This is a genomic window from Streptomyces sp. NPDC054872 (assembly GCF_053610705.1).
On record NZ_JBSGYY010000036.1, the window covers coordinates 45,934 to 61,201 of the forward strand.

Annotated in this window: 14 protein-coding genes; 9 read left to right on the forward strand and 5 right to left on the reverse strand. The window is 69.8% G+C overall.

Annotation, left to right across the window (positions count from 1 at the left end; translation table 11 throughout):
- The first annotated feature begins 23 nt into the window (after nucleotides 1-23).
- Both ACWGIH_RS33480 and ACWGIH_RS33485 read left to right on the forward strand, forming a co-directional pair.
- Nucleotides 24-1,040: an amidase family protein gene (locus ACWGIH_RS33480; protein WP_453448950.1), complete on the forward strand. Its 1,017-nt coding sequence runs from the start codon at nucleotides 24-26 to the stop codon at nucleotides 1,038-1,040.
- 4 nt (nucleotides 1,041-1,044) lie between these two features.
- Nucleotides 1,045-1,473 carry an amidase family protein gene (locus tag ACWGIH_RS33485; RefSeq protein ID WP_453448952.1) on the forward strand — a complete coding sequence of 143 codons (429 nt, stop codon included), beginning with the start codon at nucleotides 1,045-1,047 and terminating at the stop codon, nucleotides 1,471-1,473.
- A 94-nt stretch (nucleotides 1,474-1,567) separates the two neighbouring features.
- Here ACWGIH_RS33485 and ACWGIH_RS33490 read toward each other — a convergent pair whose 3' ends face one another.
- The 5 genes from ACWGIH_RS33490 to ACWGIH_RS33510 all read right to left on the reverse strand — a co-directional run bounded on the left by ACWGIH_RS33490 (nucleotide 1,568) and on the right by ACWGIH_RS33510 (nucleotide 6,939).
- On the reverse strand, nucleotides 1,568-2,359 hold the full coding sequence (locus ACWGIH_RS33490; protein WP_453448953.1) for an ABC transporter ATP-binding protein: 792 nt from the start codon (nucleotides 2,357-2,359) through the stop codon (nucleotides 1,568-1,570).
- Entirely contained in the window at nucleotides 2,352-3,347 is a 996-nt protein-coding gene (locus ACWGIH_RS33495; RefSeq protein ID WP_453448954.1) for an ABC transporter ATP-binding protein, read from the reverse strand. Before ACWGIH_RS33495 ends, ACWGIH_RS33490 begins: the two co-directional genes overlap by 8 nt.
- The gene (locus ACWGIH_RS33500; protein ID WP_453448955.1) at nucleotides 3,344-4,201 is read right to left on the reverse strand and encodes an ABC transporter permease; all 858 of its coding nucleotides are present in this window, start codon (nucleotides 4,199-4,201) and stop codon (nucleotides 3,344-3,346) included. Before ACWGIH_RS33500 ends, ACWGIH_RS33495 begins: the two co-directional genes overlap by 4 nt.
- Before the next feature lie 3 nt (nucleotides 4,202-4,204).
- A complete protein-coding gene (locus ACWGIH_RS33505; RefSeq protein WP_453448956.1) occupies nucleotides 4,205-5,146 on the reverse strand; it encodes an ABC transporter permease in 942 nt (313 codons plus the stop codon).
- A 119-nt stretch (nucleotides 5,147-5,265) separates the two neighbouring features.
- The gene (locus ACWGIH_RS33510; RefSeq protein WP_453448957.1) at nucleotides 5,266-6,939 is read right to left on the reverse strand and encodes a CocE/NonD family hydrolase; all 1,674 of its coding nucleotides are present in this window, start codon (nucleotides 6,937-6,939) and stop codon (nucleotides 5,266-5,268) included.
- A 100-nt stretch (nucleotides 6,940-7,039) separates the two neighbouring features.
- Here ACWGIH_RS33510 and ACWGIH_RS33515 point away from each other — a divergent pair, with 100 nt between their 5' ends.
- The 7 genes from ACWGIH_RS33515 (at nucleotide 7,040) to ACWGIH_RS33545 (ending at nucleotide 15,256) form a co-directional block, all read left to right on the forward strand.
- On the forward strand, nucleotides 7,040-7,606 hold the full coding sequence (locus ACWGIH_RS33515) for a TetR/AcrR family transcriptional regulator (protein ID WP_453448958.1): 567 nt from the start codon (nucleotides 7,040-7,042) through the stop codon (nucleotides 7,604-7,606).
- Between the two features lie 161 nt (nucleotides 7,607-7,767).
- Entirely contained in the window at nucleotides 7,768-9,081 is a 1,314-nt protein-coding gene (locus ACWGIH_RS33520) for a sensor histidine kinase (RefSeq protein ID WP_453448959.1), read from the forward strand.
- Nucleotides 9,082-9,084: 3 nt separating this feature from the next.
- Nucleotides 9,085-9,762 carry a response regulator gene (locus ACWGIH_RS33525; RefSeq protein WP_453448960.1) on the forward strand — a complete coding sequence of 226 codons (678 nt, stop codon included), beginning with the start codon at nucleotides 9,085-9,087 and terminating at the stop codon, nucleotides 9,760-9,762.
- Nucleotides 9,763-9,896: 134 nt separating this feature from the next.
- Nucleotides 9,897-10,727, forward strand: coding sequence for an ABC transporter ATP-binding protein (locus ACWGIH_RS33530; RefSeq protein ID WP_453448961.1), 831 nt, complete (start codon nucleotides 9,897-9,899; stop codon nucleotides 10,725-10,727).
- Nucleotides 10,724-13,339, forward strand: coding sequence for an FtsX-like permease family protein (locus tag ACWGIH_RS33535; protein ID WP_453448962.1), 2,616 nt, complete (start codon nucleotides 10,724-10,726; stop codon nucleotides 13,337-13,339). Before ACWGIH_RS33530 ends, ACWGIH_RS33535 begins: the two co-directional genes overlap by 4 nt.
- Nucleotides 13,340-13,669: 330 nt before the next feature.
- Nucleotides 13,670-14,731, forward strand: coding sequence for a TerC family protein (locus tag ACWGIH_RS33540; protein ID WP_453448963.1), 1,062 nt, complete (start codon nucleotides 13,670-13,672; stop codon nucleotides 14,729-14,731).
- Nucleotides 14,732-15,130: 399 nt separating this feature from the next.
- Nucleotides 15,131-15,256: a TetR family transcriptional regulator gene (locus ACWGIH_RS33545; protein ID WP_453448964.1), complete on the forward strand. Its 126-nt coding sequence runs from the start codon at nucleotides 15,131-15,133 to the stop codon at nucleotides 15,254-15,256.
- The last annotated feature ends 12 nt before the right edge of the window (nucleotides 15,257-15,268 follow it).

Consider the following 15,268-nt stretch of genomic DNA (forward strand, 5'->3'; position numbering starts at 1 on the left):
TGCACTCATCACAGGAGACACCGATGACCGACACCACGGGCGACAAGCCGCTGTGGGACCGTTCCGCCGCCGAACTGGCCGCCGGAATCCGCGACAAGTCCTTCTCCGCGACCGAGGTCACCCAGGCGTTCCTCGCGCGCATCGACGAGACCAACCCGGTGCTCAACGCCCTCGTGGTTCTCCGGCCCGAGGAAGCGCTCGCCCAGGCCGCCGCCGCGGACGCGGCGGTCGCCGCCCACGAGGAGCTTCCCCCGCTGCTCGGCATCCCGGTCGCCACCAAGATCAACACCTCGCAGCGCGGATACGCCAGCTCTCACGGCGTCCCGGCCTGGGCCGGCGCCATCGCCGAGGAAGACGCCGCCTGCATCGCCGCGCTGCGCGAGTCCGGCGCGACCCTGATGGGCCGCAGCAACAGTCCCGCCTTCGCCGTGCGCTGGTTCACCGGCAATGACCTGCACGGCAAGACGCTCAACCCGTGGCACAGCGGCCACACCCCGGGCGGTTCCTCCGGAGGCGCCGCCGCCGCGGTCGCCGCGGGAATGACCCCGATCGCCCAGGGCAACGACATCGGCGGCTCCATCCGCTTCCCCGCCTACTGCTGCGGCGCCGTCGGTCTGCGCCCCACCATGGGCCTGGTCTCCGGCTCAGAACCGCGCGGGGCGGAGGAGTTCGACAGCCCCATGTCCTTCCAGACCATGGCCGTCCACGGGCCCCTGGGCTGGACCGTCGACGACGTCCGCCGCGGACTGCACGCCATGGTGACACCCGACCTCAGCGACCCCGTCGGGCTGCCGGTACGCCCGCCCCTGGGCGAGCCCGGCCGGGTCAAGGTCGCGATCGTCCGCGACGCAGGACTGGGCAAGCCCCACCCCACGGTGAACGCCGCCCTCGACGCCGCGGCCCGCCGGCTCAGCGAGGCCGGCCACGACGTCGAGGAGGTCGAGCTGCCGCTGCTCGGCGAGGCGGCCCGCCTGTGGTCGCTGCTGCTCTACCAGGAGCTGCGCACGATGATGTCCGAGATCGACCGCTTCGGCCGATGACACGGTGCGCATCTCGCTGGCCTCCTCCTTCGCGGCGGCCGCGGAAATCTGGGGCGACCACCCCACCCTCGACACCTACATCAAGGGCTACGCCCGTCGCGGCACCCTCATCAGCCGCCTCCAGCAGTACCTGGGCAGCGACAGGGTCCTCCTGACACCGGTCTCGGCCGAGCCGCCCTTCGAGCAGGACGCGGACCTCGCCGGCGACGCCCGCGTCTCCGAACTGCTGGCCGCGCAGTGGCCGATGCAGGCCGTTCCCGTACTCGGCTTCCCTGCTATGTCCGTGCCGACCGGCATCCGCGACGGGCTGCCCTCCGGCGTACAGCTGATCGGCGGCCGCTTCCAGGAAGACCTGCTGCTCCACGTCGCCACGGACATCGAGACCCGGACGACGCGCACCCGCCCGTCCCTGTCCTGGGCCCGTACCGACTGACCCTCCACTCCCCCGAACCCACGAACAACGTGCCCCGGCAGTCGCGAAGACTGCCGGGGCACACGGTTGCGCGGCCAGGGGCAACGAGCGGACCTCAGGCGGCAGTTCTCTGCGTCCTCCTGCGTGGTTGCCAGCCCGGCTTCGGGATGGACTCGATGAGACGCTGCGTGTAGGGGTTCTGCGGGTGGCTGAGGACGGTCGCGACCGGGCCCTGTTCGACGACCTTTCCCGCCTGCATCACCAGCACGTCGTCGCTGATGTGCCGGATCGCTCCGAGGTCGTGTGTGATGAACAGCAGTGCCGTTCCGGTGTCCTTTCGAATGCGCGCGAGCAGCCCCAGGATCTGCGCCTGGATGGACACGTCGAGGGCCGCGATCGCCTCGTCCAGGATCAGCGCTTGTGGTTCGGCCGCCAGAGCGCGGGCGATGGCGACGCGCTGACGTTGTCCGCCCGAGAGCGCCTTCGGCAAGGACCGCGCCTGACGCTCGTCCAAGCCCACCATGTCAAACAACTCGGCAACCCTAGCCCGGAGTTGGTCCGCGGTCAGCCGCCTCCGGTGGGGCTGAACCGCCTCGGCGACGGCGTCGCACACACGCTGGCGCCGGTCGAGGGAGGAGTACGGATCCTGGAAGACCATCTGGATCGGCCGACTGCGGGCGCCTCGCTCGCGTGACCGCAGCCGCCCCGGCCGCCGCTCCTGGCCGGCGACGACGATGTGTCCGCTGCTGGGCGTCTCGAGTCCGGCGATCACGCGGGCGGTGGTCGTCTTGCCGGATCCCGACTCGCCGACGATCGCCAAGGACCCGTGTTCAGGCAGGGAGAGGCTCACGTCGTCGACCGCGACGAAGTCGCCGAACTCTTTGCGCACGTTGCGTACTTCAAGCATGCTTGCCGGCCTCCTCGGGCGAGAACGTCTGGGGGAAGTGACAGGCCGCCGTGCCGTCACCTGCGGAACGCGGCCGGGGCCGGTCACTGCGGCACTGATCCCGCACGTCGGGACATCGGTCGCTGAAGGCGCATCCTTGTGGCACTTCGAAACCGGACAGGGGCCTGCCGGCGATGGAACGCAGCTCCGCGTCCATGTCGTCGAGCGAGGGACGGGAGGCGAGCAGGGCGCGCGTGTATGGGTGAGCTGCGCGGCTGCGCAGATGATCGGCGGGGAGTTCCTCCACGGTCGTACCCGCGTACATCACGACGACCTTGTCGCACACGGCGGCCGCCAGTTCCAGGTCGTGGGTGATGAAGAGCATGGCGAGCCCGCGGGCCGCCCGGGTCTCGCCGATGATGGCCATCACCTCCTCCTGCGTGGTCACGTCGAGCGCGGTGGTCGGCTCGTCGGCGAGCAGCAACCGCGGTTCGGCGGCCAATGCTGCGGCGATCATGACGCGTTGGAGCAGGCCGCCCGACAACTCGTGCGGACGCTGACGCATCCGACGTTCGGCATCGGCGATGCCGACCTCCCGGAGGATCCCTGTGACCTTGGTGATCGCCTCGGCGGCCGCGATGCCGCGTGCGGTCGTCAGGCCCTCGATCAGGAAGTCGCCGACGCTGCGGGCCGGATTGATGTGCGCTCGCGGGTCCTGGAAGACCATGGCGGCGTCGGACGCGCGGAATCCGCGCAGGCGTTCCGGCTTCATCGCGGGAACGGATAACCCTGCGAAGAGCAGGTCCCCGTGGATCCGCGCGGCCTTGGGCAGGAGTCCCAGGACGGCGCGAGCGGTCAGGGACTTGCCCGATCCCGACTCGCCGACCAGGGCGACGGCTGTGCCCTCGGGGATGCTCACATCGACACGGTGGACGACGGTGCGCAGCGCTCCGTCGAGGGGCAGATCGATTCTGAGCTCGTTGATCTGGAGCAACGGCGATGAGGTCATGCGTTTTCTCCGAGCAGACGTCGGGACAGTCCCGTCCCCAGCAGGTTGAACGCGACGACCACGATCAGGACGGCGAGGCCCGCGTACAGCGACTGCTGCGGGTGGCCGGCGAGGATCGAGGGGGCTCCGTTGGACACCATGAGGCCCCACTCCGGGTCCGGCGGCTGGCTGCCGAGACCCAGGAACGAGATGGCGGCCACGTCGAGCAGCGCGTATCCGAAGCCGATGGTGGCCTGGACGAGGACGAGCGGCAGCAGATTCGGCAGCAGGTGCCGCAGCCAGATGCGGGTGGTAGGGACGCCCAGGAGTTGCAGCGCGGACACGTACGGGAGGTGGCGTTCCTTGATCGCGGCCGATCGTACGACTCGGGTGATCAGGGGCAGATAGGCGATCGACAGGGCCACGACGGGTGCGGTGGTCCCTGCCCCGAAGACGGCCGCGACGAGCACGGCCAAGATCAGCCCGGGGAAGCCGAACACGATGTCCAGCGTGCCGGAGACGAACCGGTCGAGCCATCCGCCGAACCAGGCCGCTGCCAGGGCGAGGAGGGTGCCGAGCGTCGTGGAGACGGCGATCACCACGGCGGGGGCGGTCAGGCTGACGCGGGTACCGCTGATCAGCCGGGACAGCAGGTCGCGTCCGGTGTCGTCCGTCCCGAGGAGGTGGGCGGCGGAGGGGCCGGCGTTGACGTTCAGCGGGTCGACGGCGTTCGGATCGTGCGGGGCGATCAGCGGCCCGAACACGGCCAGCAGGATCAGCAGGGCGACCACACATCCCGCGCCGAGCGTCAGATGGTCACGGGGGCGTCCGGTTCGTGGCGCGGCCGCGGTGCGAGTGAACAGGGCAGTGGTCATCGGCTACTTCCGCTCGGTGCGAGGGTCGAGGGCGGCGCTGACCAGGTCGACGGTGGTGTTGATGACGACGAACACGACCACGAAGATCAGTGACACGGCCTGGACCACGGCCATGTCCTGCTTGGACGCGGCCTCGATCATGAGTGCTCCGAGCCCTCCGGTGCCAAAGGCCTGCTCGGCGACGGCGGCGGTGGCTATGAGGCCGGCGATGCCGACGCCGGAGACCGCGAAGACAGGGCCGGAGGCGTTGTGCAGTACGTGCCGCCGGATCACCGTCCGTTCGGGTACGCCGCGGCTGCGGGCGGTCTCCACGTGCTCCGAACGCATCTCGGCCCGGACGGCGGTCCGGGTCACCTGGGCGACGTAGCCAATCCATGTCATCGCCAGCGCGAGGGCCGGCAGCGTCAGGTGCGCGAGGGTGCCGGTGAAGCCCTCGCCGGAGCCGTACACCGGGAACCACGGGAGCTGGACGGCGAAAAGCCAGATGAGCAGGACCGACATGATGAAGGTCGGCACCGCCATCGCACCCGCCGTGAGCGTCGTGGCCAGTGTTTCCGTCCGACCGCCGCGCAGCGCGGCGACCGTGCCGATGACGGTGCCTGCGACGAGGACGAGGACGGAGGCGTATCCGACGAGTGCGAGGGTGTCGCCGGCCCGTGCGCCGATCAGACCGGCGACGGAATCGCGGTAGACGAGGGAGTTGCCGAAGTCGCCTTGCAGGAAGTTGCTCAGCCAGAGCCAGTATCCCTGGATGAACGGATCGTCCAGGTGGTACTCGTGACGGATCTGCGCCAGCACCGCGGGGTCGGGATCCCGGCTGCCGCCGACGAGCAGGGTGGCAGGATCGCCGGGGGTGAGGAACATCGCGCCGTAGATGGCCAGACTGGAGACAAGGACGGTCACGACGAGCGTGCCCAGTCGGGTGGCGACGAAGCGGAGCGTCATCTCGGAGCACCTCCACCGCGCCGTGTTCGGCCCGGGCGACGGTGCGCTGCGGTGCCGGTGGTCGGCGGCGTGCTGGGGACATGTCGCAGAGGGAGCATGTGCCCTCCAGGGAACAGGGGCTATTCGCCGCTTTCGGGCAGGACGGTCAGACACAGGCGAGAGGGGCGGGCCGATCCGGCCCAGAGCGTCTGCAGGCTCGCCTTGGGCGCGGTCGCCCGCCACGGGTCCTCCAGCGAACCGGAGTTGGGCAGGTGGTTCGGGAAGTCGCTGCCGGCGATCAGCAGCGCGAGACGGTGACCCGGGCGCACCCGATAACCGGTATGCCCCAGGGCGATTTCCACCTCACCGGGCCTGTCGGTCTGGACGCAGCCACGCACGATCAGGCGCGCCGTACCATCCGGTGCCAGGTCGAGGAGGCGGACGAACACGTCGAACGTGGGCGCTGTGCTCTCCACGTGCAACACCGTGTGCACGGGGCCGGCGAGGTCGAGCGGGGTGTTCGAGGCGGGAGTCGTGAACACGAGGACGTCGTCCCGGTCGAGGGTGGGGCGTTCGTCGGCGTGGTCTCGCAGCTGCATGAAGGTGTCGCAGGCGGCGGACGGCACGAGATCGTCCGGGTCGTAACGCCATTGCACCGATGCGGTGTCGGCTGCCGGGCGGTGGGTGAGCGTGCCGCCGGGGGATGTGCCGGTCGCTGCGGCAGGCTCCGCGAGGTACAGCTCTGTCCGCGAGACCTGTGGCGGCGGCCATGTGGTGGAGGTGCGCCAGCCCACATGGCCGAGCTTCCAGCGCACGCGGGGAAGTGACTCGAGCGGGGTGGTGCCCTTCAAGAAGGTGTCGAAGAATTCGAGGGCGGGCCCGGCGTAGGAGTCGAGCATGCGGTCGAGGGCGGCGTCGTCGACCAGGTGGTCGGCGTCGGGTGAGACCGGAGCGTCCTCCAGGCAGTAGTTCTCGTGGTCGGTGGTGTCGGCGATCAGGTACTGGACGGCCGCCCACCCGGGGCGCCGGGCCAGTTCGGTGTAATCGCGCATGTGGGCGATGCCGAGGTTGTCGAACCAGCCCACGCAGTGCAGGACGGGCACCGGGCGGGCGTCGTAGGGATGGGGCCCGTTGTACGGGGTGAGCGCGATGCCGCCGATGATGAGGTCGAAGCCGGCCGAGCGCTTGCCCATCGCGGTGAACGCCTCCTCGTACGCTGCGAGCAGGGGGCGCCGGGTGAGGTCGACGTCGAACTCGTAGGTGTCGTTGTCCGTCCAGACCTGCGCCTGATAGGTCGTCGCTTCGAGCCAGGGGGGCTGAGGTCCGGAGCCTGTGTCGTAACTGGCGATACCGGGACCGATGTTCGTGCACGTCACCCGGGGAACGATCGCGCGGAGCGCGGGATGCTGACTGGCGACCGCCGACCACTGGGTGAATCCGTAGTACGAGTCGCCGAACATGCCCACGATCCCGTTGGACCACGGCTGGCGAGTGACCCACTCGATGGTGTCGTACCCGTCGTCCACCTCTCCGGTCCAGCCCAGCGTCCGGCCCTGCGAGCGGAACTTGCCGCGGACGTCCTGGACCACCACGACGTATCCGCGTGACGTGAACCTCTCGGCGATCTTGTCGAAGAAGACGTACCGGCTGTTCTTGTCATAGGGCAGGCGGGCCAGCACGGTCGGTGCCGGCCTCCCCGGGTCGGCGGCGTACACATCGGTGGCCAGCAACACTCCGTCGCGCGTTCGCACCGTGTGCTGCTGGGCGTGCGGAGGGACGGGCTCGGGGGTGACGCGCTGGACGGCAAGGCTCATGAAGCCCTCCATGGAAGCAACCACTTAGAAAACAACGTGATATAACAGCGTTGCATTTAAGCGTACTCAACGTCAACCCCCTCTGAGCTAGGTTGCTGCTATGCCGATCGACGTCGACGAAGTCCAGCGCCTCAAGGCGATCGCCGAGGCAACCCTCGCTGTCGCCGCCCGGGACGGAGCGCGCGCCGTCACCATCCGTGCCGTGGCCAAGGAACTTGGCGGGTCCACGGCAATGGTCACGAACTACGTTCCTACGCGGACAGCTCTGATCACCAACGCCGTGCGCGCGGCGGAGTCCCGGTGGCGGGCCGACCTGGAAGCCCACGTGGGCGACTTGACCGGCGCGGACCGACTGCGAGCCACGGTGGAATGGCACCTCAGCACGGAGCCCGACGACCTGCTGCTGCGCGCACTCTGGGTCGAGATGCTCTCGTCGGCGCACACCGACCCCGCCGGCGTCGACCGCCAGGAACCGCGCGAATCGCGCGAGGAGTTCCTGCAGGCGTCCACCGCCGCGGGAGTGCCCGACGCCGGGCTCGCAGCCGACGTCCTCTCCTTGCTGACGCGCGGCTACTACGTTTCCTCCATGGAGGAACCGGCCTACTGGACAACGGAGCGAGCCAACCGCGTCGCCGGAGCAGTGGTGAACGCCCTCATCGGCGACTGAGAGGGGTTTTCGTCGGCCCGTGAAGGTACCGCCACAGTGACTCGCGGCCGACGGTCTCCTTGTCGGCGGGCGACCAAGGGAACGCCGCGCGGGGCCGGCTGCCCGGGGTCCGCTCAGCACACGGCCGCCGAGCAGGCGGACGGAAAAAGTAAGCTGACCGCATGATTGCCAAGTCGCAGGCGAACGACCGGCCCTACGCGACTGCCTTCGCCCGCTGGAGCGCCGTCTCCTGGGTCCTGTTTGGTCTGCTGCCCACGGCCCTGGCGGTAGTGGACTCCCCCGGTACGCACGAATACTGGCCGCTAGGCGTGCTGGGCGCCCTGGCGCTCTGCTACGGGGCCCTGTTCGCCCTGCGGAGTGGGCCCGCGCTCCGCCCGCTGATGCTGCTGAGCGTCTTCGCCCTCGGGCTCGGCGCGATGTCCTATGCACTGGAAGGCGCGGCCGCGCTGTACATCGTGTCGCTGCCGCTCTTTTGGATCTACGCGCGCGATGCCCGCTCCGCGGTCGGCTCGAGCGGATTCGCCGCGCTGGCCACGGTGTTCGGTGGGACGCTGCCGCAAGGGTGGAGCCCGCAGTTCCTCACCGGGAACAATGTCGTCACCGTCGCGGCTTTCGCGGCGGGAGCCGCGCTCGGGCTGTGGGTGCATCGGTTCGTCGGACAGAGCGACTTGCGTGCCGCCCAGCTCAGCGCGGAGCTGGAGAGCGCTCAGCGGCGGCTCGTGGAGGCGTATCAGCGCCAGGGCGCGGTGGAGGAGCGTGAACGGCTCGCCCGCGACATCCATGACACCCTCGCCCAGGGGTTCGCGTCGATCATCGTGCTGGCGGAAGCGGCCCGGTCCTCGGCCGGCTCCGATCCCGCAAGGTGTGCCCAGCAGTTGCTCTCCATCGAGCGGACCGCCCGCGAGAACTTCACCGAGGCCAGGATCCTGGTCGGCTCCGCCCCGAGCGGGACTCTCGCCGCGGGCTCGCTCGCCGAGACGCTCGGCCGGACCCTGGACAGATTCACCGAGGACACCGGTCTTGCCGTCAGCGCGGAACTGCCGGACATCGACTGTGACAGGACGGCGCGGATCGCGTTGCTGCGCTGCACGCAGGAGTCGCTGGCCAACATACGTAAGCACGCTGCCGCTTCGGCGGTCGGCGTCGTCCTCGCGCGGCACCAGGAGATCGTCGAGCTGGAGATCACCGACGACGGGTGTGGTTTCGTGGTCGAGGAGTCGCTCGGCTTCGGCCTGGACGGGATGCGCAAGCGGCTGGCGGAGATGGGTGGCGAACTCAGGGTCACCAGCTCTGTCGGTGACGGTACGCGCGTCCTCGCCTCGCTCCCGGCTCCCCAGGCGTCGGGCGGACCGGAGACAGCGGCGGCGTTGGAGACAGCGGGGACATCGGTGACAGCGGGCATGCCTGTGACAGCTGCGACCACCGCGGCGCACCAGTCACCCGAAACGCTCAAATCCATGAACGGTCAGGAGTGACGCATGTCCAAGGACGAGGGTCCGATCCGTGTCGTCCTGGCGGACGACCACACCGTGATGCGCGCGGGAGTCGCCGCGCTGCTGGCCGGCGCCCCCGGCATCGCCATCGTCGGTGAGGCGGGCAACGGCAAAGAGGCCGTCGACCTCGTCGCCTCCCTCGCCCCCGACGTCGCACTCGTCGACCTGCGGATGCCCGTGCTCGACGGCGTCCAGGCGACCACCGAGATCGTCGCCGCACGCGCCGTGACCCGAGTGCTGATCCTCACCACGTACGACACCGACGTGGAGATCGAGCGCGCCATCGAGGCCGGGGCGATCGGCTATCTGCTCAAGGACACCACCCGCGACCAGCTCGTCGACGCCATCCACGCGGCGGCCCGCGGCGAGACCGTACTGGCGCCGCAGGTCGCGGCGCGCCTCGTCGCCCAGATGCGACGCCCGGCCCAGGTCACCCTGACCGCACGGGAGTTGGACGTCCTGCACGCGGTGGCCGACGGGCTCTCCAACGTCGACATCGGCCGACGGCTGGTCATCGCCGAGGCCACGGTGAAGACCCATCTGCTGCGCGTCTTCGCCAAACTCGACGTCAGCGACCGCACCCACGCGGTGGTCGTGGCGCTGGAACAGGGCCTGCTGGTACGCCCGGGGCGGGACTCACGTGCCTCCCGCCCCACCGCGTAACCGCCCCACCCCCAGCCTCCGCCCGCCTACCGCGGTCCCACCGGTGACCGGTGCCGTGTCCACCGACTGGTGGACACGGAGTTCAACCTGTCGAGCCTGTTGGCGCCCGTACCCCGGCGGCCAGCATGAACACCATGAACGAGACAGGGAAGCAGCAGGGGAAGCCGGTCGTCAGCCTCGATTCGGTGAGCAGGCTCTATGGCGGGCCGAAGAACCGGGTCACTGCCCTCGATGACGTGAGCATCGGCCTCGAACAGGGCACCTTCACCGCGGTGATGGGCCCGTCGGGTTCGGGCAAGACCACCCTCCTGCACTGCGCGGCCGGACTCGACAGGCCCACGGCGGGGACGGTACGGCTCGAGGGAACCGACCTCGGGAGCCTCAAGGAACGCCGGCTGACCAAGCTGCGCCGTGAACGGATCGGCTTCATCTTCCAATCGTTCAACCTGCTGCCCGCGCTCACTGTTGTCGACAACGTCACCCTGCCCCTGCGCCTGGCCGGGATCCGTCCTAAACGGGCCGCCGTCGACGACGTACTGGGCCGGGTCGGACTCGGCACCCGCCGCGACAGCCGCCCCGGTGAACTCTCCGGCGGCCAGCAGCAGCGCGTCGCCATCGCTCGGGCCCTGATCACCCGCCCAGCCGTGATCTTCGGCGACGAACCGACCGGTGCGCTGGACACCCGTACCGCGAGTGAGGTGCTGTCGCTGCTCCGCGAGGCCGTGGAGGACGCGGGGCAGACGATCGTCATGGTGACCCACGATCCGGTGGCCGCCGCACACGCGGACCGCGTGCTGTTCCTCGCTGACGGCCGACTGGCGGGCTCCCTGGACCAACCAACCGTCGAACAGGTGGCCGCACAGATGACGCACCTCGGCGCCTGGGACGACGAGCGGGCCGCCGCCCGGCAGGCCCCCCGCTCCGCAGTACGGCTCGCGGCACGTGGAGTCGGGGGCCAGCGATGATCAGGCTCGCGCTGCGTACCCTGCGCTTCAACAAGTACGGCTTCATCGCCTCGTTCATCGCACTCTTCCTCGGCGCCACGATCGTGATCGGCTGCGGCGGGCTGCTGGAGACCGGGATCCACAACGCGGCCCCGCCCGCGCGGCTGGCCGCGGCGCCCGTCGTGGTCACCGGCGACCAGCGCTACATCGGCACCGAGCGCGAACTCGTCTTCCCTGAACGCATCCGCCTGAAGGACGAGTTGGCCAAGGAACTGCAGTCGGTGCCGGGTGTCGCCGCGGCGGTGAAGGACGTGTCGTTCCCGGCCGGCCTCGCCCGCACGCCCGACACGAACCCCGCCCGCACGCCCGACACGAAGGTGACCGGCCACGGCTGGTCGTCCGCCAGGCTCGCACCGTACGAGCTCTCCGCCGGCACCGCGCCCACCGGGTCCGACCGGATCGTCCTGGGCGCCGGCCTCGCCGAACGGTCCGGGCTACGGCCCGGCGAGCACGTCAAGCTGACGACGGGCGGCAAAGCCAGGAGTTTCGAGATCTCCGGCCTGGCCACCGGGCCCGACGACGCCGCGCACGTCTTCCTGTCCGACACGGAGGCCGCCCGCGCCTCCGGTCACCCCGGCACGATCGACACCATCGGCATCTTCCCCGCCGCCGGAAGCGACCGGCAGGAGATCGCGGAGCGGATACGCGACAAGGTCGCCCGGCAGCCGGCTGCGGGACCGCGGGCCGCCGGACAGCAGATCACCGTCCTGACCGGCGACGACCGCGGTCGGGCCGAGAATCCAGCGGTCCTCGCCGACGGCAGCGATCTCATCCCGCTGGCCGCCGCCTTCGGCGGGCTGTCGGTCATGGTCACCGTCTTCGTCGTGTCCGGCACGCTCGGCCTCTCCATCCAGCAACGGCGCCGCGAAATGGCCCTGTTGCGCGCCATCGGTGCCACCCCGGGGCAACTGCGCCGGCTGATCCTCGGCGAGACGATGGTCCTGTCCGTACTCGCCACCGCACTCGCCTGCCTGCCCGGTCCCGCGTTCGGCCGGTGGCTGCTCACCGCGTTCAGCGACGCGGGCGCGGTGCCCGACGCCATCGTGTACCGCGCCGGATCCATCCCGCTGATCGTCGGCGCCGGGACCGCGCTGCTCACCGCGATCGGCGCGGCCCTCATCACGGCGCAGGGCGCGGTGCGTACCCGGCCGACCGAGGCGCTCGCCGAAGCCGGTCTTCAGCGCCGCTGGTTCAGCCGCTTCCGGCTGGCCGTGGGGCTGCTGTGCGTGGCCGGCGGGATCGCGCTGGCGATGGGCACAGCCCGCTCGGCCGGGCCCGACGCGGCGGGAGTGGCCACCCCGGCGGCCATGGCGTGGGCGGCCGGCTTCGGGCTCCTTGGTCCGGTGCTCGTACGGGCCGTGGTCGCCGCACTGCGCCGTCCGGCCGAGCGCTGGCTCGGTCTTGCGGGTCACCTCGCCACCCGTAACGCCACGGCGCGCGCCACCCGGCTGACGGCGGCGGCGCTGCCCGTCATGCTCGCCTCCGGCCTGGCCCTCGGGCTCACTTACCTGCAGACCACGCAGTCGGACGGCGCGAAGCAGGCGTTCGACGACAGCCTGCGGGCCGATCTGGTGGTCACCTCGGACTCCGGCGGGGTGCCGCTGTCGACCGTCGACGCCATCAAGAAGCTGCCGGGCGTTGCCGCGGCCACCGCGCAGATTCCCAGCGTCGGCTACCTGGAACCCGACGAGCCCATGGCCGGCCCGAGCACCACGAACACAGGGACATCGGAGGACGAGCAGGAATCAGCGGGCCCACAGCCCACCGAGCTGTCCCTCCAGGGCATCACCCCCCAGGGAGCCGCGCATACGACGGCCTTCCGCGCCTCCAGCGGTGACCTCGACGCGCTGCGCGGGGACTCGGTCGCCCTGCCGACCCGCGCCGCAAAGGGCCACAGAATCGGCGACACGATCGCGATGCGGCTCGGGGACGGCAGCCGGGTACAGCTGCGGCTGGTGGCCACGGTGGACGGAAAACGTGGTTACGAGACGGCGCTGGTCCCGGCATCGTTGCTGGTCGGCCGCACCAACGCCGGTCTGGTCCCGACGATCCTCATCAGCGCGGCCCCGGACACCGACATCGGCCGGCTGAGCGCCGAGCTCACGAAGCTGACGCATCGCCACCCCGGCCTGCACCTCGCCGACCGGGCGGACCTGGGAGCCGCGCAGGCCGAGTCGGACGACACCCAGGCGTGGATGGCGTACCTGGTGCTCGGCGTGGTGGTCGGCTATTCGGTCATCTCCCTGCTCAACACGCAGATCCTGGCGACAACGGAGCGGCGCAGGGAATTCATGCTCCAGCGTCTGATCGGCGCCACCCGCCGGCAAGTCCTGCGGATGATGACGGTGGAGGCGCTGATGATCTCACTGGCCGGCCTGCTCCTTGGTCTGCTCGTCGCCGCCGCGACACTGGTGCCGCTGAGCCTGAGCATCCTCGGCTCCGCGCTGCCGGGTGGTTCCCCGTGGATCCTGGTCACGGTGATCGCCGCGACCTTCGCTCTGGTCCTCACGTCGACGCTGCTGTCCACCGGAGCGATCCTCCGTGCGCGTCCGGCCGCCGACTCCAGCGGCTGAGACCCGGCCGGACGCTCGGCGGCCCCTGCCAGTCACATGATGGACGGTGAGGGATCCGAGGTGGCGTGTTCGCCGGTGCGGCACTGGCCCCGTACAGCTCACGCTGTACGGGGCGAGCGTCACGAGTCACCACGGAGCCCTCGCCCTTCGGTTCCTGACCTGGGCAAAACACTCGGTTCAGTTGATAGCGCGGTCAGTCCTTGCGGGTGGCGGCTGCTGACCTACGTTTCTCCCCCACCGCGATTGCTCCACGTGCCCCCGGGGGCGCAATGCCGGACACTGCTGTTAGGGGCCTGTGCGTTTTGCGCGGGCCAAGTGAGGGTGTTTGGCGTGCTTGAGGTTCCGCTCTGGCTGTGGGGGGCGTTCGCCGCGACGGTGGTGGTGTCGCTGGCGGTGGACCTGCTGTCCCACCGCACCGCGCACGTCATCGGCTTTAAGGAGGCCGCTGCCTGGAGCGGCCTGTGGGTGGGCCTGGCCATGATCTTCGGCGCGGTCGTCTTCCTCGTTCTCGGCACCACGGCCGGCACCGAATACACGACGGCATGGCTGCTGGAGAAGAGCCTGTCGGTCGACAACCTGTTCGTCTTCGCCGTGATCTTCGCGTATTTCAAGGTGCCACGCGCCTACCAGCACCGAGTGCTGTTCTTCGGCGTCATCGGCGCGCTCGTCTTCCGCGGGATCTTCCTCTCCCTCGGTGTTGCCGTGGTCAGCCGCTTCACCGCCGTACTGTTCGCGTTCGCAGCGGTCCTCTTCTACAGCACCTACAAGCTCCTCAAGGACGAGGACGAGAGCTTCGACCCCGGCAAGAGCTTCGCCGTACGGATGCTCCGCAAGGTCATCCCGGTCCGGGACGAGTACGCGGGGGCCAAGTTCTTCGTCAAGGAAGCCGGCAAACGTGTGGGAACGCCGCTGCTCGCGGTGGTCGCCGCGATCGAGGCCGCCGACCTGATCTTCGCCGTCGACAGCGTCCCCGCCGTCCTGGCGGTCAGTGACGACGCGTTCATCGTCTACACCAGCAACGCGTTCGCCATCCTGGGCCTGCGAGCCCTGTACTTCATGCTGGCCGGGCTCCTGGACCGCTTCCACTACCTGAGCAAGGGCCTGGCGATCATCCTCGCCTTCATCGGCCTCAAGCTCATCCTCCAGGCGTCCCACAAGATGATCAGCCCCAGCATCCCGGAAATTCCCTCACCAATCAGTCTCGCCGTCATCGTCATCGTCCTGACAGGGTCCGTGGTGCTCAGCATCAAAAGGCCCGCCCCTGCAGGCTCCACGGAGCAGACCGACGAGCAGGCGGAGGTCTCCGGACCCCCCGGGCAGCCCAGCTCGCCACCTGTGGCGCGCGACCCTGAGCCCCCGGCCGACCCACCGCGCCACGAGGGCCGCCCATAACGAGGGAGCACGCCACTTCCCGGCACACCAACATGGGCATACAGTAAAAATATGGTCAAAATGAAGCGTAAGCCTGAAGTGTACGAGTGCCCGACCTGCAAGAAGCCCGTGCCGGCCGCGGTCCACCGCCACAAGTCCCTCGGCGTATTCGTTCCCGTGTGGGGCCCGGGCGCATGTCAAAGCCGCGACTGTCCCGACTTCCGGCTCGACCCCAACCACAAGCACGCTCCCGGTCGGTGACAAGTCGAGTCTGAAGTCGTGGAAATACCTCAAGCTGAAGCCGATCCAAGCTCCGCCTCAGCTGGTCGGACGGAGTAGCGCGGCCCCAGCACCGCCAGAGACTGAAGCGCGTCGGGCGTTGCCGAACAGAAACAGTTCGGTCGTCTCCTCGTCCAGCCCTTGTTCGCCGAGGTGTTCAAGCGCCTGGCCGCTGCGGCCGGACTGTTCGCGGTCCAAGGGATCAACGCGACCGGCATGAAGCAGATCGCGGAGCGGGCGCCGGTGTCCACGAACGGAAACTGCTGATGGTACGGCTGG

What these genes read in the sequence shown, in the direction of transcription:
- ACWGIH_RS33500 (WP_453448955.1), bottom strand. Translation starts at nt 4,201, where the DNA reads ATGACCACTGCCCTGTTCACTCGCACCGCGGCCGCGCCACGAACCGGA.
- ACWGIH_RS33510 (WP_453448957.1), bottom strand. Translation starts at nt 6,939, where the DNA reads ATGAGCCTTGCCGTCCAGCGCGTCACCCCCGAGCCCGTCCCTCCGCAC.
- ACWGIH_RS33520 (WP_453448959.1), top strand. Translation starts at nt 7,768, where the DNA reads ATGATTGCCAAGTCGCAGGCGAACGACCGGCCCTACGCGACTGCCTTC.
- ACWGIH_RS33515 (WP_453448958.1), top strand. Translation starts at nt 7,040, where the DNA reads ATGCCGATCGACGTCGACGAAGTCCAGCGCCTCAAGGCGATCGCCGAG.
- ACWGIH_RS33490 (WP_453448953.1), bottom strand. Translation starts at nt 2,359, where the DNA reads ATGCTTGAAGTACGCAACGTGCGCAAAGAGTTCGGCGACTTCGTCGCG.
- ACWGIH_RS33530 (WP_453448961.1), top strand. Translation starts at nt 9,897, where the DNA reads ATGAACGAGACAGGGAAGCAGCAGGGGAAGCCGGTCGTCAGCCTCGAT.
- ACWGIH_RS33480 (WP_453448950.1), top strand. Translation starts at nt 24, where the DNA reads ATGACCGACACCACGGGCGACAAGCCGCTGTGGGACCGTTCCGCCGCC.
- ACWGIH_RS33525 (WP_453448960.1), top strand. Translation starts at nt 9,085, where the DNA reads ATGTCCAAGGACGAGGGTCCGATCCGTGTCGTCCTGGCGGACGACCAC.
- ACWGIH_RS33535 (WP_453448962.1), top strand. Translation starts at nt 10,724, where the DNA reads ATGATCAGGCTCGCGCTGCGTACCCTGCGCTTCAACAAGTACGGCTTC.
- ACWGIH_RS33495 (WP_453448954.1), bottom strand. Translation starts at nt 3,347, where the DNA reads ATGACCTCATCGCCGTTGCTCCAGATCAACGAGCTCAGAATCGATCTG.
- ACWGIH_RS33505 (WP_453448956.1), bottom strand. Translation starts at nt 5,146, where the DNA reads ATGACGCTCCGCTTCGTCGCCACCCGACTGGGCACGCTCGTCGTGACC.